Source organism: Sphingomonas colocasiae (genome assembly GCF_019880585.1).
Lineage (GTDB): Bacteria > Pseudomonadota > Alphaproteobacteria > Sphingomonadales > Sphingomonadaceae > Sphingobium_A > Sphingobium_A colocasiae.
In genome coordinates this window covers 432,207-451,643 of sequence record NZ_JAINVV010000003.1, presented here as the reverse complement: position 1 = coordinate 451,643, position 19,437 = coordinate 432,207, and the positions used below count along the sequence as shown (strand labels likewise).

The window sequence follows — 19,437 nt, the reverse complement described above, 5'->3', positions numbered from 1 at the left end:
GAGCGATCCGGTGCAGCACGACATCTTCACGATCGAGATCATCAAGGACGCGATCGTCGCGCTGGGCGACGAGATGTTCAACGCGATGATCCGCACGAGCATGAGCCCGATCATCTACGAAACCACCGATTTCGCGGTGGGCGCGACCGATGCGACCGGCAATCTGCTGGCGCAGGGCAATGGCGTCACCGCCTTCCTCGCGACGCTCGACACCGCCGTTGTCTCGCTCCTCGAACATTATCCCGATCCGGCGTCGATCCGGCCGGGTGACGTCTTCATGTCCAACACCCCGTATGAGGGCGGCGGCACGCACCTGTCGGACGTCGTGATCCTCGTGCCCGTCTTCGACGGCGAGCAACTGATCGCCTGGACGGTGAACAAGGCGCACTGGACCGAAGTGGGCGGCGCGCAGCCGGGCAGCGTCTCGACCAACGCGACCGAGATCTATCAGGAAGGGCTGCGCTTCACCTTCCTCAAGCTCTACGATCGCGGAGAGGTCAACGCGGCGCTGGTGCAACTGATCCGCGACAATGTCCGACTGCCCGATTCCACCATCGGCGACATGCATGCCGGCGTCGCCGCCGCGCGTGTCGGTGCGCGGCGTATCGGCGAACTGCTCGATCGCTATGGCCGCGACCAGCTTCTCGAGGCGATGCGCGAACTGCTCGACTATGGCGAGCGGATGACGCGCGCCGAACTCGTCAAGCTGCCCAAGGGCGTGTTCGAGGCCGAGGACGTCGTGGAGGAGGATGGTCTCGGCAACGGCCCGTTCCCGATCCGCGTGAGGGTGACGATCACCGATGACGAGATGATCGTCGATTATAGCGGCACCGCATTGCAGACCACCGGGCCGATCAACTGTTCCTATACAGGGCTGGTGACGGGCGCGCGCTGCCTGTTCAAGGCGGTCACCAATCCCGACATCCCCGCCAATGGCGGCTGCTTCCGCCCGCTCAGGATCGTCTGTCCGCCCGGAACCATCATCAGCGCGCAGGCGCCCGCGCCGGTCTCGCTTTATTACGAGCCGCTGATCGCCGCGATCGACGTGTTCTGGAAAGCGCTTGCCCCCGTGCTGCCGCGCCGCCTGTCGGCCGGACACCAGCGGACGGTGGGCGCGACCTTCATTTCGGGCACCCGGCCCGAAAATGGCGAGCTGTTCGTGATGGGCGAGCCGCTGGTCGGCGGCTGGGGGGCATCGTCCGACCTCGACGGTGACAATGGCCAGTTCTGCTGCGCCAATGGCGAAACCTACAACATCCCCTGCGAGCTGTTCGAAAGCCGCTACGCGCTCCAGGTCGATCAATATGCCTTCCACAATGCCGATGGCGGCGCGGGTCGCCAGCGCGGCGGCAAGGGCGTCGTGCTCGATTATCGCGTGACCGCCGAGGAAGCCTATCTCACCTATGCCACCTCGCGCAGCGAGGCGCGGCCCTGGGCGCTCGACGGCGGCCAGCAGGGATCGACCAACTATGCCGAGATCCATCGGCATGACGGCAGCGTCGAGCGCCACACCATGTGCACCACCGTGCCGGTGCGCCGCGACGAGGTGATCCGCATCTACACCGCCAGCGGCGGCGGCCATGGCGATCCGGCGCAGCGCGATCGCGACGCGCTGCTGCGCGATATCCGCAACGGCTATGTCACCGCCGAACAGGCCGTGCGCGATTATGGCGTCGATGTCGCGGAGGCGATGTGATGGGCGATTTCCGCGCGCTCCGCTTCCATGCGCTCGGCGATCCGGTCGAGGTGCTGGCGATCGACCGGATCGGGCACGCGCCGCTCGGTACCGGCGAGGTGCGGATCCAGGTCGCGGCCTTCGCGCTCAACCGCGCCGACTGGCTGTTCACGCGCGGCGAGCATTATTCGCTGCCCCGTTTGCCGTCGCGGATCGGATCCGAATGCGCGGGCACCGTGGTCGCGGTGGGCACGGATGTCGATCCGGCGCTGGTCGGCCGCCGCGTCTGCACCGTGCCCTTCCACAATGCCGATTATGGCGTGCAGGGCGAGTTCGCGACCGTGCCACAGGCCTATCTCGCACCCTGGCCGGAAGACCTCACCGCCGAACAGGCGGCCGCCGCCTGGATGCAGTATCTGACCGCCTGGTTCGCGCTGATCGGCGTCGCCGATATCGGCCCCGGGGATCATGTGCTGATCCCCGCCGCGAGCAGCAGCGCAGGGCTCGCCGCGATCCAGCTTGCCAGGCGCCGTGGCGCCGGCGTCATCGCGACGACGCGATCACCGGACAAGGTCGAGATGATCCGCGCGGTCGGGGCGGACGTGGTGCTGGTTGTGGGCGATGGCGATGACCTTGCCGCCCGTATCCTGACGGAAACCGGCGGAAAGGGTGTCCGTGTGGTCTTCGATCCCGTCGGCGGCCCGTTCGTCGCCGCCTATCTCGACGCGCTGGCCGATGATGCGCGCATCTTCATCTATGGCGTCCTCTCCGGCGGGGCGACCGAACTCGATATCGTCCGCCTCGTCCGCCACGCGGCGGTGGTTCATCCCTATTCGATGTTCAATCATGTCCGGCATCCTGAGCAACTCGCGCGCGCCATCGCCTGGATCGAAGCGGAGATCGCCGCCGGCCTGCGCCCGGTGATCGATACGGTGGTGCCCTTCGACGATGCGATCCAGGCCTATCGCCGGCTCGACAGCCAGGAACAGATCGGCAAGATCCTGGTCGGCATCGCGTGACCGGAGATTTCCCGCGCCAGCCCGTTCCGGAGGACCGGGCGACGCGCCCGGCGGCGACGGTCGCGCTGATCGTCGCCAATGCGGTGATCGGGGTTCCGATCATCTTCCTGGGCGGATCGATCGACCGCGATCACGGCATGGCGCGGGGCGCGTTGATCATTGTCATCGGCTGCGCGCTGACGGCGGCGCTGGCCATGCTCACGGCCTGGGCCGGCGTTCGGTCGCGCTGTTCGACGGCATTGCTGGCCGAACGGAGCTTCGGCCGCCAGGGCGCGCTTGTCCTGAACGTAGCGCTCGGCGCGGCGCTGCTCGGCTGGTTCGCCGTCGAAATGGGCTTTATCGGCCAGCTGCTCGCCAGCGCCATGCGATTGACGCTGGGCATCGGCATATCGCCCGCGCCGGGCATCGTCGTCGCTTCGCTCGTCATCGGCGTGGTCGCCATGTTCGGCATCGCGGTGATCGCACGCGCGCCCTTGCTGTTCGCGCCCTTGCTGGTGCTGCTGGTCGGCTTTGTCGGTTTCGCCGCCATTCCCCGATTGAGTGAAGCACCGGTGTCGATCGGCGGAACCTCGATCGGCACCGGCATTTCCGCGATCGTCGGCGCGTATGTCGTAGGCTGCCTGATCATGCCCGATTACAGCCGTTTCGTCGGCAAGGCACGCAATGCCGCGATCGCGGCGGGGGTGGCGCTCGGACCGGTCTGGGCGGTCGTTCTCGGCTGCTATGCGGCGGCGGGCGCGGTGACGCGCAGCGACGAGCCGATCACGATCCTGCTCGCGCTCGGCATGCCGGCGATGCTGACATTGCTGCTGCCGCTCGGGCTGATGCAGAACGGGATCATGTGTCTCTATTCCTCGGCGCTCGCGACCTCGACCTGGCTGCGCGGCTTGCGCTTTCCGGCGATCGTCCTGGCGACGATGGTGCTGGGCATGGCGCTGGCGCTCGCGGGCGTCCAGGCCGGCTTTGTCGGCTTCCTGGTGCTGCTGGCCTTCGTCTTTCCGCCCGCCGCCGCGATCCTCGCGGTCGAGGCGCTGTTCGCGCCGCATGACGGCTCCGAAGCGCGGGCCGGGTTCCGCTTCGTCAATCTGGCGATCTGGGCGCTGGGCAGCCTCGCCGCCGCGCTCAGCGAATATCATGGGATGGGATTGAGCGGCATCTCGGCGCTCGACGGCTTCATGATCGCCTTTGCCGCCTCGTTCATGTCCCTCAGGATCAGGAAACCAGATGCAGCGCACGCTTCTTCGTAACGCCGTCGTCTTCGACGGTGTCAGCCCCGAACTGACAGATCGCGCCGCGATCCTGATCGAGGGCGATCGCTTCGCGGCGATCCTGCCCCTCGACACGACGGGAGCGGCGGATCGCGTTATCGACATGGACGGGCGCTGCGTGATCCCCGGGCTGATCGACGCGCATTTCCACGCCTATGCGTCCGATATCGACTTTGTCCGGCTCGAAAGCCTGCCGCCGACCTATCTGGCGCAGCGCGCGCGGCATCTGATGGAGGATGCGCTGAAGCGCGGCTTCACCACGGTGCGCGACGTGGGCGGCGGCGATTACGGGCTGTGGCGTGCGATCGAGGAAGGCTGGATCGCCGGACCGCGTCTTTTCTATTGCGGCCGCGCCTTCAGCCAGAGCGGCGGGCATGGCGATATCCGCGCGCCGCACGAGCATGACGATGTCTGCGGATGCGCGGGTCGCGGCATCCTGGCCGAGCGCGTCGACGGCGTCGATGCGATGCGCAAGGCGGCGCGCGAGGCGCTGCGCCAGGGCGCGCATCACCTGAAGATCTTCGTCTCGGGCGGGATCGCCTCGCCCAGCGATCCGATCTGGATGCTGCAATTCTCGGAGGACGAGATCGCCGCGGTCGTCGATGAGGCGCGCCGCCGTCGCGCCTATGTCGCGGCGCACGCGTACACCGCCGAAACGATCGCGCGCGCCGTCCGGCTGGGCGTGCGCACGATCGAGCATGGCAATCTGATCGACGAGGCGGCGGCACGGGCGGTGGCGGAGAATGGCGCCTTTGTCGTGCCGACGCTCGCCACCTATGAGGCCTTCCGCCGCAACGGCGTCGCCGAAGGCGCCGCGCCGCATCTGCTCGCCAAGCTGGAGGATGTGGCGGGGCAGGGGCTGGAGGCGATCCGCATCTGCCGGCGCGCGGGCGTCCGGCTGGGGTTCGGCACCGATCTGCTCGGCACGCTCCACCGCCACCAGCGCGACGAGTTCCGCCTGCGCGCCCAGGCCGAAACGCCCTTCCAGATCCTGGAATCGGCGACCTCGGTCAACGCCGCGATTTTGGGCCGGGAAGGGCAGCTCGGCACGATCGCGCCCGGCGCCTTCGCCGATTTCCTCGTCATCGACGGCAATCCGCTCGACGATATCGCGCTGCTCTACGAGGATTCCACGGCGATCCACGCCGTGTGGAAAGGTGGGCGGCCGGTCACCGCCTAGAGGATCACCTTCCCCGAGAACATATCGACGCAGCGCCCGCCCACGCTGGCGCGGATGCCGTCGGGCGCCCGCCAGGCCCGCAGCGACAAATGGCTTTCGCGGCCCATCTCGACGCCCTGGACCGCGTCATAGTCCAGCACCTCGCCACCCTTGATCGACAGGCGGAGCGCCGCGAGCGCGGCATTGGCGCTGCCCGTCGCCGGATCCTCCCAGGTGCCGGCGAGCGGCGCGAACATGCGGGCGCGGATGCCGGATCCCTCGACCGCGTAGAGGAAGATCGAAAGCCGCCCGCCGGGTTCGACGGTGGCGGCCGCCAGGCGGCGATAGGCGGCAAGGTCGGGTACCGCCGCGCCAAGCGCTTCGGGCCGGACCTGGACCAGCACGAAATCGACGCCGACGCTGGCGCGGACGGGCGGATGTTCTGCAAGCATGATCGCATCGGCGGGCAGCGACAGGCATTGGGCGATGCCGTCCACGGGTAGCTCGCCCAGCAGGCTCAGCGGCTGCGGCGCGTCGATCTCGGCGCCGACCGGAGCACCGTTCTCCTCGATCAGCCGGACGTCGACGAGCCCGGCGACCTCCTCGAAGCGCAGTGTCTGCCCGTGGGCATGGCCGTGCCGGGCCAGCACATAGGCGGTGCCGACATTGGGGTGGCCGGCAAAGGGCATTTCGGCGGTACGGTTGAAGATGCGGACCCGTGCGGTATTGGCGGAATCCTCGGGCGGCAGCACGAAGGTGGTCTCGCTGTAATTGAGCTCGGCGGCCAGCGCCTGCATCGTTGCCGTGTCCAGCCCCTCCGCCTTGGGAAACACCGCCAGCGGATTGCCGCCGAAACGCCGTTTGGTGAACACGTCGATCGTCAGATAATCGAATTCGGCCATATGCTATCCTTCAGCCATGCGGCGGCGATCCTGCCCGTCGGTGTCGCTGCGGAACAGGGCCCCATTCGACACTATTCGAGGATCGTTCCACCGGCGAGCATATTGACTTTCGGCGCGTTGCGGCGCCTATTTCCAATCAGGATTCTTTTTGCACATCTTATCAGTTTTTTTCATGAGCGGGCGCCGGCAATGTGACTGGTGCCGCCATGGACGGGGAGGTTTATCGTGAAATTCATGCTCGCTCTCGCCTTGCTGAGCCTTCCGGCCGCCTTGGCCGCCCAGGCGCCGGTTCCATCCGATACGCCGGGCAAGACCGCATCGGGCATCTCCTATACCCAGCCGCGCGACTGGACGATGACGGTGAAGGGCAGTGCGACCATATTCGCCGCGCCGGAGGCCAATCTCAACATCGCGGTGGTCGATGCGGGGGAGGCCGAGTCCGCCCAGGCCGCCGCCGCGAAGGCCTGGGCGGCATACCGGCCCGATGCGGCGCGGACGGTGCGGCTGGTGAGCCCCGCCGCGCGCGGTGACGGCTGGGACGAGCGGGTGGGCATCGCCTATGAAACCTCGCCCAACGAGCGGGCGACGGTTTCGGCGCTCGCGCTGCGCAAGGACAAGGGCTGGACGGTGGTGATCACCGACGGCGCCGAATCGACCGCCAACAAGCGCTCCGCCGCGACCTCGGTGATCCAGGGGAGCCTCCGTCCCGCCGGCTATGCGCCGGAGACGTTCGCGGGCAAGGCCGCGCACCGGCTGACGCCCGATCGCATCCAGGCGATCCGCGATTTCGTCGCGGAATCGGCGAAGCAGCTCGAAGTGCCCGGCGTCGGCATCGCGCTGATCGATCAGGGCAAGGTCGTCTGGGAAGGCGGCGTCGGCGTGCGCGAGATCGGCGGGAACGAGCCCGTGACCGCGCACACCAAGTTCATGGTCGCTTCCAATACCAAGGGCATGGCGACGCTTTTGCTCTCGGTGCTGGCCGATGAAGGCAAGCTGCGCTGGGACCAGAAGGTGACGGACCTCTATCCCGCGTTCCGCCTGGGCAGCGACGCCGTCACCCAGTCCACGCTCGTCCGCCATCTCGTCTGCGCCTGCACCGGCCTGCCGCGCAAGGATTATGCGTTCATCCTGGCCGATGCCGGCGCGCCGGCGTCGGACACGTTCCGCCAGCTCGCGGAAACCCAGCCGACCAGCAAATTCGGCGAATTGTTCCAATATAACAATCTGATGGCGTCGGCCGCCGGCTATCTGGGCGGGAGCCTCGCCTATCCGAAGATGGAATTGGGCGCGGCCTTCGACAAGGCGATGCAGACACGCATCTTCGGGCCGCTCGGCATGCGCGATACGGGTTTCGACAATGCGGCGGCGGAAAAGGGCGACTGGGCGCGGCCGCACGGGCTGGATGTCGATGGCCGGATGGTCGAGATTCCCAACACCTTCAATCACCTGATCGTGCCCCACCGCCCGGCTGGCGGGGCCTGGTCGAGTGCTGCGGACATGGCGCGCTATGCGCAGCTCGAACTCTCCAAGGGGTTGACGCCAGAGGGCAAGAGGCTGGTCAGCGAAGCCAATCTGCTCGAACGCCGCAAGCATGGCGTGCCGATCGGGGAGAATGGCTGGTACGGCATGGGGCTGATGGAGCGCGTCGTCTCGGGCGTGACCGTGGTCACGCATGGCGGCACCTTGCAGGGCTATCACAGCAGCTTCTTCGTGCTGCCCGATGCGGGCATCGGCGCGGTGATCCTGACCAATGCCGATCCCGGCGCCTCGATGATCGCGCCCTATCTCCGCCGCCTGCTCGAAGTGGTTTACGATGGCAAGCCGGAGGCCGCGCAGGACGTCGCCGCGGTCGCCGCGCGCATCAAGGCCCAGGCCCAGGCACGCCGCGCCAAGCTGACCGTGCCGGGCGATCCGGCGGTGCTGGCGGGGCTTGCGACGACCTATCGCAGCCAGATCGACGGCAAGATCAGCTTCAGCGATCGCGGCGGCGCCAAGTGGATGAAGGCGGGCTTCATCGAAGGCCCGGTCGCCACACGCAAGAATGCCGACGGCACCGTCTCGATCGTCTCGGCCGGCGGCGGCGCGATCGGGGTCGAAGCCGTGGTCGGCAGCAAGGACGGCGCCCGCACGCTCACCGTCCGCGACAGCCAGCACGACTATGTCTACACGGAGGTGCGCTGACGGCGTGACGGGGAAGGGCGGCTCCGCCCATCCCTGGATCCAGCCATTTTGGGTGGTAAAAAAACTTTTGCCAACAAGGGGATGGTAACCATGCGTTGCCAGCATGCCTCGGTTGATCGAGGAGCACCCCCCACATGCTCACTTTCAAGGAGAGGGCTTATTGCGAGCGCCGCGCGGTGCAGGAGCGCCAGGCGGCGCTTCATGCGCGCGATCCGGCCGCAAAGGCCGCGCACCTGAAGATGGCGCGCCATTACGAGCTGATGCTCGATATCGAGCATGGGCTTGTCTGCGAACAGGCCGGCGGGCGAAACGCCGAAATGCCGCGTTTCGATGTGTTGCCGCCGAATGCCGGGATGGATCTGACGCAACTGACGAACGGGCCGCGCAAACGCACATGAGGGGCGCGCGGCAACTGCGATCGTCCGCGCATCATCCCATCAGGCCCGATCGGTACCACCGGCCGATCGCAGGCAGCCGACGCAATTCGCAACCGCAATGGCGGCAGCGGCCATGGCGGATTCCGGCCGCATCGATCCGGATATCGCCGGAAACCACATGCCGCCCGGCGTCGCAGTCCGGGGGAAGGGGGGCGGGCAGGGTGCGTGATGCTGTCGGCATCGGATAACTCCAATCGATGTCCGATCATCGCATGGCGGGCATGCCGGCGAACTGACCGGTAGATGAATTTCACGTAAGCTGCGCTGCCGCGCGTTCGATCAGCGGGCGCCAGGCCGCCTCCACATCCAGCAGGAAGATGTCGCCGAGTGCTTGCCCGATGCCGGACGCGTCGAGATGACGGCGCTCGATCGCGCCGTCGGCGGAACGGATGGTCAACCGGTTGTCGAGCAGTGTGTGGCGCGCGTCTGCCGTGATCCTGGCGACGATCAGTTTCTGACGGAAGATCGATGCCGGGCTGGTGGATGTGTACCAGTTGAACAGCGCATAATGACCGTCGAGCATCGGTTCGGGCGACAGGTCGTACAGCGTCTGCCATCCATCCTGGATCCGAGCCTGGAGATAGAGGCCGGATCCCACGCCCACGAACCGGAAGGATTCGTGGCCGGTCGGCTGTTCGTCCCCGATGTCGAGCCGCAGCGGGGCCGGCGGCACGCTCGATCCGAAGCCGACATCGGCGAGCCAGGGCGTGCCGTCGATGGTGACGCGCAACGCCATGTGCGTACGTGGCGGCGGCGGCGCACCCGGCGCCTTCATCCAGCGGACGCCGGCGACGAGCCCGTCCACCGCGAAGCCGATGGCGGCGAGCACGCGCTTGAACAGGCCGTTCTGCTCGTAGCAATAGCCACCCCTGCGCCCGCCGATCAGCTTGGCATCGACCGCCTGGGGCGCCAGATCGATCCCGCGATCGAGGAGCACGTCGATCGCCTCGAAGCTGATCGACGCGAGGTGATGTTGTTGAAGCGCGCGGAGCGTTTCGATCGTCGGTTCGAGCGGTCCCTTATAGCCGATGCGATCGCAATAGGCGGGCAGGTCGACCGTCGGTGGCGCGATTCCTCGCGCGGCGGTGGCGATCTGATGTGCGGCATAGGGAGCATAGGTGCGGATGAAGCGGGCACCGGGCGAGTTTCGGCGGAGCCGCCGTTCGAGCGTCTCCGCGATCTCCGTCGAAACGCCCGCGCCGAACGAGATCAGGTCGAATGCACCGTCGATGCCGGCAAGCGCGCGCTCGATGGTTTCGCCTCTGGCGACGAGGCCGGCTGCGGCCAGTTCGTCGGTGATCGTTTCCAGCACCTCGGTCCGGCCGCCCACGGCGAGGATGCGGGGGCGGGGAAGCCCTTCGATTGTCGGCGATTCCGGGAAAGTCATGCGCGGGGCTCCTGTCGTGGGAGCGCGTGGATAATTCCTCAACCAATGTTGAGGTCAAGCGGTTTCTTGCACGACCACGGAAGCGTCGGGCACGAGGTGCCGCCGTACGGCCTTTGCGGATGGGCTGGACGTCTTTCTCCGGGAAATCCGGCCCATTTTCCAATGGCGAAGCCGGTCGATGACTGATAGTCGAAAACCGCCTGTGGAGGGATCGCCATGTCGCGATTTGAGAGGATGCGGAATATTCGGGAGAGGTGAGTCGCCCAAGCGCGTATCCCGCAGTCTTCGTCAACAAGATCAAAAATTCAAAGGCTTGAACATTGCGACGGAAAACACCGATACAGAGCCGGGCCAAGGTCACATCGGAAGCGATCCTGGAGGCGGCGGAGATCATCATCCTGAAGGATGGGTACGACAAGGCCACGACCAATTATATTGCGGAGCGTGCCGGCGTCAGCATCGGATCGCTCTATCAATATTTTCCGAACAAGGATTCGCTGCTCTCCGCATTGATCGAACTGAAGGTTTCCCGGCTGGCCAACGGCGTGCGCATCATCCTGCAGGAATCGATGGATTTGCCGCTGGCGGATGCGAGCCGCAGGATATTGACCTATCTGCTCGACAATTTTCGCGAGCATAAGGTGCTTCTCTATTCGCTGTCCAAGCAGACGCCCGAACTTGTCGAACTGACCCGCAACCTGTCGGTGGAGAAATTCACCCACGCCACCAGCAGGGCGCTGTTCGAACGCCATGCCGGGGAGATCACGGTCAAGGATCTCGATCGGTCGCTCAACATCCTCGAGATCGCGGTGCTGTCGAACATCAGGCGCTACATATTGGAAGAACCCGCCGACCTGACCGACGAAGCGTTCATCGACGAGATGGTGCGGCTGTCGATGGGATATATGAAGGCCGGGGACGCGCTGTATCGGCCCAGCGCCGCGGAAGGCGCCGTGCCGGCCTGACCGGATCTATCGGACGCGGCCGGCGATATGGTTGGCCGCGATATAGGCGAATACGGTCGCCGGCCCCAAAGTGCCCCCGCCGCCCGGATAGCAATTGCCGAAGGGTGAACCCGCGCTGTTGCCGATCGCGTAGAGATTGGACAGCGCCGTTCCCTCCCTTGGCATCACCCGTCCGCTGGCGTCGGTCTTGAGCCCGCCCTTGCTTCCCAGGTCGCCAAGATCGATCCTGACCGCATAATAGGGCGGCGTGTCGACCGGCCCCATGCACGGATTGGGGCCGACATCACTCTTGCCGAAATAGCGGTCGAAACCGTTTTCGCCGCGGCCGAACGCCTCGTCCTTGCCGTTCCCGGCATAGAGATTCATCGTTCTGACCGTTTCGGCCAGCGCGGCTGCATCGACGCCCATCTTCACCGCGAGCGCCGCGATGCTGTCCGCCTTGAAGATATAGCTGTCCCACCATTCGGCGGGAAGGCCGCGATCGGGCATCACGAAGCTGGGCAGGATCGCGCCGCAGGGATAGCGCGCGCGGAACTTGGCGTCGAAGATCATCCAGCAGGGGATGTTGGCGCCGGTCCGCTGGTGATCCGCGATCATCGCCTGGCCGAACTCGTCATAGGAGCAGCTTTCGTTGACGAAGCGGCGGCCGAGCCGGTTGACGCACAGGCTGAAGGGGTGGCGATGGTCGAAGAACATCGGCTGCGCGACGTCGAGATTGGGGACGGCGCGCGACGGCAGCTGCATGCTCGGCGCCCACCAGTTCGCGTCCAGGCATTCGGTGTCGGCGCCGATCCGGCTTCCCATCAGCAGCGCATCGCCGACATTCATGCCCTTGGGCGTCAGGCTCCATCTCGCGTCGGTCGGAACGGGCAGCAGCTCGTCGCGAAGCGCCTGATTCTGTTCGAAGCCGCCCGCCGCCAGGATCACCCCGGCACGGGCGCCGAACCGCACCGCATTGCCCTTGAAGGCCGCGTCGACGCCGGTCACGCGTCCCTGGTCCACGGTCAGGCCGGTCGCCCCGCAATCGAGCAGCAGCGGAATATCCCGATCGAGCATGGCCTTGCGCAATCCGCCGATCAGCGCCCGGCCCATGGTGAGCCGCCGATCGTGGCGCGTTCTGCGTCGCCATGACAGGTCCAGCCAATATTTCAGGATCAGCCGGGCGGCGACCCATTGCCAGCCGGGGCCCCGGGCGGACAGGGCGAAGGATTGCGGGAGATTGAGGGCATATCGACCGAACAGCCGGTATCCCAACGGCGATTCCCGCAGATTGAAGAACGCCTCGCCAAGCTCAGCGCCGTCCAATTCGGTCGGAAACAGCGAGCGCCCCGTCGAAGCGCCCGGCGCCCCCGCGATATAATCGGGAAAGCCGGGAACCGGCATCATCGGCACGCCGATCTGGGCGAGATACCCGATCATCTCCCGCCCATGGTCGACATAGGCCTCGAGCTTGTCGACGCGGAAGCTGTTCCTGCTGACCGCGTGGAGATAGGTAAGCGCCTGTTCGCGATCGTCGTTTTCTCCGCCGATGCCGTGATCGGGGATCCAGATGCCGCCGCCCGACGTGGCGGAGGTGCCGCCGTAACGCCGCGCCTTTTCGATGACGACCGGGCGCAGGCCCAGATCGTGCAGGCGGACGGCGGCAAGCAGGCCGCCCGCGCCGGATCCGCATATGACGACGTCGAAATCCGTGTTCATATGGTCCTCCACGAAAGGGCGTTCGGGTTTACAGGCTGTAGCCGCCGTCCAGTGTGAGCGTCTGTCCGGTGACGAAGCGTGCGCGGTACGACGCGAAGAACAGCACCGCCTCGGCGACCTCGTCGGCGGTTCCCAGCCGTTTCAGCGCCGAATTGCGGATCGCCGCCTCGATATAGCGCTCGTCATAGGCGATGCCGATCAGCTTGCGGAACAGCCCCGCGTCGATCAGGCCGAGCGCGACGGTGTTGGCGCGGATGCCGCTGCGACCCTCCTCGCGCGCGATGCCGGTCATCAGCGCGTCGATCGCCGCCTTGGGCACCACCGACAGCGCATCCTTCGCGGGCCATCTTGAAAGACCGGTGGTGCTGATCGTCACGAAACTGCCGCCGCGCTGGCGCATATGGGGCAGCAGCGCATGGGCCAGGTTGAAGAAGCCGTTGGTATCGGCATCCATCACCTGCCGGAACTCGCCCGGATCGATATCGCCGACGAACTTCATCGAGATATGCGATCCGGCGGCGTTCACCACGGTATGGATGCGCCCGTGCTTCGCGACGATCTGCGCGCAGCTGCTGGCGACCGCCGCCTCGTCTTCGAGTGCGAGCGGCAGGCAATCGGCGGTGCGGCCATGGCCGCGAACCGCCTCGGCCACGGCATCCGCCGCCGCCTGGTTGGTGCGATAGGTGAGCACGATATCGGCGCCTGCCGAGGCAAGCTTTTCGCAGATCGCCCGGCCGATGCCGCCGCTGCCGCCGATGACGAGCGCCACGCCGCCGTCATCGGGAAAATCGGGGGATGCGGCCATGGTCAAAAGCTCCTCGCGATGATTTCCTTCATGATCTCGTTGGTGCCGCCATAGATCATCTGCGCGCGCGCATCGGTCCAGGCCCGGGCCACCGGATATTCGAGCATATAGCCATAGCCGCCATGCAGCTGGACGCATTCGTCCAGCACGCGGTTCTGCAATTCGGTGCACCACCATTTCGCCATGGCGGACGCTTCGGCGTCGAGCCGGCCGGCCGATGCGAGGTCTATGCATTGATCGATATAGACGCGGGCGATCTGCGTCTTGGTCTTGCATTCGGCGAGCTTGAACCGGGTATTCTGGAATTCGACGAGCTTCTGGCCGAAGGCGCTGCGCGATTTGACGTAGTCCACTGTCGATTCAAGCGCGACCTCGCAGCCGGCGGTGGCGCGGATGGCGATCATCAGCCGCTCCCATGCCAGTTCCTGCATCAGATAGCGCAGCCCTTCGCCCTGGCGGCCCAGCAGGTTGCTTCGGGGAATGCGGACGCTGTCGAAGAAGAGTTCCGCCGCGTCCTGTGCCTTTTGCCCGACCTTGTCGAGCGGCAGGCTCTTGCTGACGCCGTTGCGGTCGGCTTCCACCAGGAACAGCGAAAGGCCGCTGGAACCGTCATCCTGTTCGGTCTTCGCGGCCAGGATGATCAGATCGGTGATATAGCCGTTGGTGATGAAGGTCTTGGATCCGTTGATCAGATAATCGTCGCCATCGACCACGGCGCGCGTCGAGATCGCCCGCAGATCGGATCCGCCGCGCGGCTCGGTCATGGCGAGCGAGCCGATGACCTCGCCGCGCGCCATCCTGGGAAGCCATGCCTGTTTCTGCGCCTCGTCCCCGAAGCGCTCGATATATCCGGCGACGATTTCGGAATGCATGACGAAGCCGGGGCCGGCGGCGTTCGCGCGCTGCTGCTCCTCGATCAGCACCGCGCTGTATTTGCGGTCGGCACCCGCGCCACCATATTTTTCCGGCGTGGTGACGCACAGGAAACCGTGCTTGCCCGCCTCCAGCCAGACATCCCTGTCCGGGTGGCATTGCCTGTTCCACTTGTCGAGGTTCGGGATCACGAAATCCTGCATGAAGCGGCGGACATTGGCGCGGAAAAGATCATGTTCGCTCGAGAAGATCGTTCTTCCAATCGGCAGGAATTGCGGTGGCGTCACGCTCTGGTCCTCTAATATTCGTCGTTCGGGAACGATCGTCCGATCTGCTCGAAAATCGCTAGCCGGAAGAACTGGATGGATCGGTGCGTACCCTTCGATCCGGCTCATTTTGAACTCGTTTTCGGCTTCAATTGCGCAGGATCAGCGCGCCGTTCGGGGTCGTGTCGCATGATGTGACCAGGCAGGTTTTCGCGCCCGCGATCTGGGTATGCGCGCTGCCGCGAAGCTGCTTCACCGCTTCGGTCATCAGGTTCATGCCGTGCAGATAGACTTCGGACAGGCTGCCGCCCGATGTGTTGACGGGCAGGCTGCCGCCCGGGCGCAGTTCGCCGCGCGCGGCTAAATCGCCGGCCTCGCCGCGTTCGCAGAAGCCATAGGCTTCCAGGCTGAACAGCACCAGGGGCGCAAAGGCGTCGTAGAGCTGGGCGACATCGATATCGCCGGGCCCGATATCGGATTGCCGCCAGAGATTGGCGGCGCAGCTCCAGGATGAACTGCGTAGCGGATCGGCGCTGTGATAATCGGTCATCAGCTGATGCTGCGCCTTCATGCCCTGCGAAAAGGCGTGGATATGCACCGGCGGTTGCGGCCCGTCTGCGGCGCGGTCGGCGCGCACGAGCACCAGCGCGATCGCGCCGTCGCTTTCCAGGCAATTGTCGTACAGACACAGCGGATCGGAGATCATCCGCGCGCCCAGATACTCGTCGAGCGAGAGCGCCCGTCCGCCCATCAGAGCGCGCGGATTGCCCTGTGCATAGGCCCGCATCGACAGCGCCACTTCGGCCAGTTGCGCACGCGTCAGCCCATATTCGTGCATGTAGCGCCGGGTGAGCACCGCCACCTCGTCGACGGGGCGGAGCAACCCTTGCGGCCGAGACCATTTCCAGTGATCGGTGACGGTGCTTTGCACCCCCGCCCAGAGCCGTTTCGATCGCGCGCCCCGTTTCCGCGAGCGCCAGACCACGCCGACATTGGCGATGCCGGCGGCGATGGCGAGCGCGAGATGGCCGACGGCGCCGCAACCCGCGCCGCCGCCATGCGGCGATTGCGAGAGATAATGGACATCGCCCATGCCCAGGCTGCGCGCGATCTCGAACTCGGGCGTCTCCTCATAGGTGTAACAGGAAAGCGCATCGACTTCGGAAGGGGGGATGCCGGCATCGTCGAGCGCGGCCTTGATCGCACGGCAGGCGAGCTGGAATTCGGAAGCCTCCAGATGTTTCGAGAATGGGGTTTCGCCGATCCCGACGATTGCGGTCCTGTCTTTGAGCACGGCCTGTTTCCGATCGGATGGGCGGGTTATTCGGCGGGAATGGCGGTTGCAGGCGCGGGCGCGAAAAAGCGTTCGAGCTGCCCGGCAAGCCGCGTCCGCGCCTTTTCGAGATGCGCGTCCTTCACCGTGTCATAGCCGCGGATCTGCTCGGGATAGGATGCGATCTCGGCGGCGAGATCGTAATTGCCGCTGTCTAGCCGCTCGACCAGCGATGCGATCATCGTCTCGTAATCGGCGATCAGCGCGCGTTCCGCCTTGCGATGGCTGCCATATCCGAAGATGTCGAACGCCGTGCCGCGCAGGAATTTCAGCTTCGCGAGCACCGTATAGAGAAACATGGTGCCCTGCCCGAAGCGGCGTTTCCGGTATCGCCCGGTCGCCGGATCGCGCCGTTGCAGGATCGGCGGCGCCATATGGAATTCCAGCCGCAGATCGCCGTCGAATTCCGCCCTGATCGCCTGCATGAAGCTGCCGTCGCTATAGAGCCGGGCGACTTCATATTCGTCCTTGAAGGCCATCAGCTTGTAGAGATAGCGGGCGACCGCCTTCGAGAGCGCGTCGTCCCTGTCGGGAAAACGCCGGTCGACGGCGCGGACGCGTTCGGCAAGCGCCCGGTACCGCGCGGCATAGGCGCTGTCCTGATAGGCGACCAGTTCGTCGGCGAAGCGATCGATCAGGCCATCGGCGGTCTCGGTCCCGCTTGCCTGCGTTTCCTCCGCGCCGTCGGATGCGAGGCTTTGGACCGCGGCAAGATCCGCCGCCGCGATCCGGCCCCAGGCCAGCGCGGCCCTGTTCATCGCCACGCCCACGCCGTTCAGCTCGATCGCCTTGAGGACCGCGCCGAGCGAGAGCGGCATCCAGCCCTTTTGAAGCGCATAGCCGACCAGGAACAGGTTTGCGCCGATCTCGTTGCCGAGCAGCGCATAGGCAAGCCGTCCGGCATCGACGAATTCGGCCTGGTTCGTCCCGATCGCCGCGCGGATCAGGTCCATCATGCGGTCCGCGCCCAGGTCGAGATCGGGATTGCCGGCAAAGGCCGATGTCGGCGCGACGCGCGTGTTCACCACGGCGCGGCTGGTGCCCGCCGCCAGTTTCGACATCACGTCCTGCCCGGTGGTCACGACGATGTCGCAGCCCAGCACGAGATCGGCGACGGTGATGCGCGTGGCGTGCAATTGCTCGGGATGCGCGGCGATGCGGACATGGCTGGTGACCGGGCCGTTGCGCTGCGCAAGCCCGGCGACGTCGAGCACCGAACATCCCTTGCCTTCGAGATGCGCGGCCATGCCCAGCAGGGCGCCGATGGTGACGACGCCGGCGCCGCCGATCCCGGTGATGAGCAGGCTGAAGGGCGTATCGACCGGTGCGGAAACAGGCTCGGGGAGGTCGGCGAGCAATGCCATGGCCTGTGCGGGCATGTCCGCGCCACGGCCGGCGCTGCGCGTCTTCGGGGTGCCGCCATGCACCGTCACGAAGCTGGGGCAATAGCCCTTGGTGCAGGAGAAATCCTTGTTGCAGGCGGACTGGTTGATCCGCCGCTTGCGGCCGAAGGGAGTTTCGACCGGCTCGATCGCGATGCAGTTGGATTGCACGCCGCAATCGCCGCATCCCTCGCAGATCCGGGGATTGATGAAGATGCGGCGATCGGGATCCTCTGCGCGGCCGCGCTTGCGGCGACGGCGCAGCTCGGTCGCGCAATATTGCTCGTAGACGAGGATCGAGACGCCCTCGGTTTCGCGCAGTTCTTTCTGCAGCAGGTCCAGATCGTCGCGATGATGGATGGTGACGCCGGGCGCGAAATCGTAGCGGGTGTCATATTTGGCGATATCGTCGCTGACCACGGCGATCCGCCGCGCGCCTTCCGAATGGACCTGCCGCGTCAGCGCGTCGACGCGGACATTGCCCTCGATGCTCTGGCCGCCGGTCATCGCGATCGCGTCGTTGACCAGGATCTTGTAGGTGATGTTGCTGCCCGCCGCGATGGCGGCGCGGATCGCCAGCAGGCCGGAATGATAATAGGTGCCGTCGCCCAGATTCTGGAAGATGTGCTTGCGATGGGTGAAGGGGGCAAGGCCGATCCAGGGCGCGCCTTCGCCGCCCATTTGGAACAGGGTGGGCGTGTTCCGCTCGGGCAGGAAGGTCGCCATGCCGTGGCAGCCGATCCCGCCGAAGGCGATGCTGCCCTGCGGCACTCTGGTCGAACTGTTGTGCGGGCATCCGGCGCAGAAGCTCGGCAGTCTGACTAGCGACCCGCTTGCGGCCGCCGGGGTTGATCGCGGTCCATCCGTCCGCGCCGCGATGTCGGCGCCGAGCCCCGCGAGCAACGTCGCCAGCATCGCCGCGAGATCGGGTGCGTTCAGCTCGCCCTCCGCCGGGATGAGCGGGCGGCCTTCGGCGTCGCGCTTGCCGAGCAATATCGGCGCCGAGCGGTCGTTGACGAACATGCCGGCCAGTTGCGGCTCGATCACCGGGCGTTTTTCCTCGACGACCAGGACATTGGCATAGGCGCGCGCGAAATCCCCGATCAGCTCGGGTTCGAGCGGCCAGGGCATCGCCACCTTGAACACGCCGATGCCGTGCTTCAGGCATGAGGTCTGATCGAGCCCGAGCTGTTCGAGCGCCTGCATCAGATCGAGATGCGCCTTGCCGGTGGTGACGATGCCCAGCAGGCCGCTCTCGCCATGGATCACCGGGCGGTTGAGCCGGTTGGCGCGGACGAATGCCTGCACGGCGGGCATGCGTTCCTGATAATGGCGCCGCTCGACCATCACCGGATGGATGCCCCAGCGCGCGTTCAATGCGCCTTCGCCGGTCGCTCCGCCGCCGGGCAATGCGATCGTCACCCGATCCTGCGATATGTCGACCGATGCGCTGCTCTCGATCGTGTCGGTCACGCATTTCATGCCGATCCAGCAGCCGGAGAACCGCGACAAAGCGATGCCGTAAAGCCCGTAGTCCAGATAGTCCTGCACGCTCGACGGATTGAGATAGGGCATGCCGTAATGGATGAATGCCTGATCGCTCTGATGCGCGATGGTCGAGGATTTGGCGCCGTGATCGTCGCCGGCCAGCACGAGCACGCCGCCATGCCGCGACGAACCGGCATAGCTGCCATGCTTCAGCGCATCGCCTGCGCGGTCGAGCCCGGGCCCCTTGCCGTACCAGAGCGCGAACACGCCGTCATAACGCGCCTCGCCGAACAGGTCGGTCTGTTGTGATCCCCAGACGGCGGTCGCGCCGAGTTCCTCGTTGATCCCCGGCTGGAAGACGATGTGATGCGCGTCCAGATCCTGGCGCGCGGCCTTGAGCGCGGTATCGTATCCGCCGAGCGGCGAACCGGTATAGCCGGAGATGAAGCCCGCGCTGTTCAGTCCATTGGCCAGATCGCGCACGCGCTGCATCATCGGCAGGCGGACCAGCGCCTGCGACCCAGAAAGATAGACGCGCCCGCTTGTCTTCCGATAGCGATCGTCCAGAGCATAATCGGCTTGCATCATGCCAGGCACTC

General features: G+C 65.9%; 14 protein-coding genes. 7 read left to right on the top strand and 7 right to left on the bottom strand.

From position 1 onward, the window contains the following. Positions 1 to 10 precede the first annotated feature (10 nt). Genes K7G82_RS05725 through K7G82_RS05710 form a run of 4 tightly spaced genes read left to right on the top strand, consistent with a single transcriptional unit; the run spans position 11 to position 5,142 of the window. The gene (locus K7G82_RS05725; RefSeq protein ID WP_222988866.1) at positions 11 to 1,696 is read left to right on the top strand and encodes a hydantoinase B/oxoprolinase family protein; all 1,686 of its coding nucleotides are present in this window, start codon (positions 11 to 13) and stop codon (positions 1,694 to 1,696) included. Then, the gene (locus K7G82_RS05720) at positions 1,696 to 2,694 is read left to right on the top strand and encodes a zinc-dependent alcohol dehydrogenase family protein (RefSeq protein WP_222988865.1); all 999 of its coding nucleotides are present in this window, start codon (positions 1,696 to 1,698) and stop codon (positions 2,692 to 2,694) included. Before K7G82_RS05725 ends, K7G82_RS05720 begins: the two co-directional genes overlap by 1 nt. After that, positions 2,691 to 3,941: a purine-cytosine permease family protein gene (locus K7G82_RS05715; RefSeq protein WP_222988864.1), complete on the top strand. Its 1,251-nt coding sequence runs from the start codon at positions 2,691 to 2,693 to the stop codon at positions 3,939 to 3,941. The genes K7G82_RS05720 and K7G82_RS05715 overlap by 4 nt, the downstream gene beginning before the upstream one ends. Next, on the top strand, positions 3,919 to 5,142 hold the full coding sequence (locus tag K7G82_RS05710) for a metal-dependent hydrolase family protein (RefSeq protein ID WP_222988863.1): 1,224 nt from the start codon (positions 3,919 to 3,921) through the stop codon (positions 5,140 to 5,142). The genes K7G82_RS05715 and K7G82_RS05710 overlap by 23 nt, the downstream gene beginning before the upstream one ends. Here the strand turns inward: K7G82_RS05710 and K7G82_RS05705 are convergent. Further along, complete coding sequence (locus K7G82_RS05705; protein WP_222988862.1) at positions 5,139 to 6,023, bottom strand: PhzF family phenazine biosynthesis protein; 885 nt, start codon at positions 6,021 to 6,023, stop codon at positions 5,139 to 5,141. The two genes, K7G82_RS05710 and K7G82_RS05705, sit on opposite strands and share 4 nt — an antisense overlap. A 234-nt stretch (positions 6,024 to 6,257) precedes the next feature. On the opposite strand from K7G82_RS05705, the gene K7G82_RS05700 reads away from it, so the two are divergent. Beyond that, positions 6,258 to 8,204, top strand: a complete 1,947-nt coding sequence (locus tag K7G82_RS05700; RefSeq protein WP_246623350.1) for a serine hydrolase domain-containing protein — start codon at positions 6,258 to 6,260, stop codon at positions 8,202 to 8,204. 134 nt (positions 8,205 to 8,338) lie between these two features. Next, positions 8,339 to 8,602 carry a hypothetical protein gene (locus K7G82_RS05695; RefSeq protein ID WP_222988860.1) on the top strand — a complete coding sequence of 88 codons (264 nt, stop codon included), beginning with the start codon at positions 8,339 to 8,341 and terminating at the stop codon, positions 8,600 to 8,602. Positions 8,603 to 8,891: 289 nt separating this feature from the next. Here the strand turns inward: K7G82_RS05695 and K7G82_RS05690 are convergent, their stop codons facing one another. Continuing rightward, positions 8,892 to 10,028: an arylamine N-acetyltransferase family protein gene (locus K7G82_RS05690; protein WP_222988859.1), complete on the bottom strand. Its 1,137-nt coding sequence runs from the start codon at positions 10,026 to 10,028 to the stop codon at positions 8,892 to 8,894. A gap of 320 nt (positions 10,029 to 10,348) precedes the next feature. Here K7G82_RS05690 and K7G82_RS05685 point away from each other — a divergent pair, with 320 nt between their 5' ends. Next, a complete protein-coding gene (locus tag K7G82_RS05685; protein WP_222988858.1) occupies positions 10,349 to 10,993 on the top strand; it encodes a TetR/AcrR family transcriptional regulator in 645 nt (214 codons plus the stop codon). Between the two features lie 6 nt (positions 10,994 to 10,999). Here the strand turns inward: K7G82_RS05685 and K7G82_RS05680 are convergent, their stop codons facing one another. The 5 genes from K7G82_RS05680 to K7G82_RS05660 all read right to left on the bottom strand — a co-directional run bounded on the left by K7G82_RS05680 (position 11,000) and on the right by K7G82_RS05660 (position 19,426). Next, positions 11,000 to 12,691 carry an FAD-dependent oxidoreductase gene (locus K7G82_RS05680; RefSeq protein ID WP_222988857.1) on the bottom strand — a complete coding sequence of 564 codons (1,692 nt, stop codon included), beginning with the start codon at positions 12,689 to 12,691 and terminating at the stop codon, positions 11,000 to 11,002. Between the two features lie 28 nt (positions 12,692 to 12,719). Beyond that, entirely contained in the window at positions 12,720 to 13,496 is a 777-nt protein-coding gene (locus K7G82_RS05675; RefSeq protein WP_222988856.1) for an SDR family NAD(P)-dependent oxidoreductase, read from the bottom strand. Positions 13,497 to 13,498: 2 nt separating this feature from the next. Next, entirely contained in the window at positions 13,499 to 14,656 is a 1,158-nt protein-coding gene (locus tag K7G82_RS05670) for an acyl-CoA dehydrogenase family protein (RefSeq protein WP_343228532.1), read from the bottom strand. A gap of 127 nt (positions 14,657 to 14,783) precedes the next feature. Beyond that, positions 14,784 to 15,929: a thiolase C-terminal domain-containing protein gene (locus K7G82_RS05665; protein WP_222988854.1), complete on the bottom strand. Its 1,146-nt coding sequence runs from the start codon at positions 15,927 to 15,929 to the stop codon at positions 14,784 to 14,786. Between the two features lie 26 nt (positions 15,930 to 15,955). Then, complete coding sequence (locus K7G82_RS05660; protein ID WP_222988853.1) at positions 15,956 to 19,426, bottom strand: indolepyruvate ferredoxin oxidoreductase family protein; 3,471 nt, start codon at positions 19,424 to 19,426, stop codon at positions 15,956 to 15,958. Positions 19,427 to 19,437 lie beyond the last annotated feature (11 nt).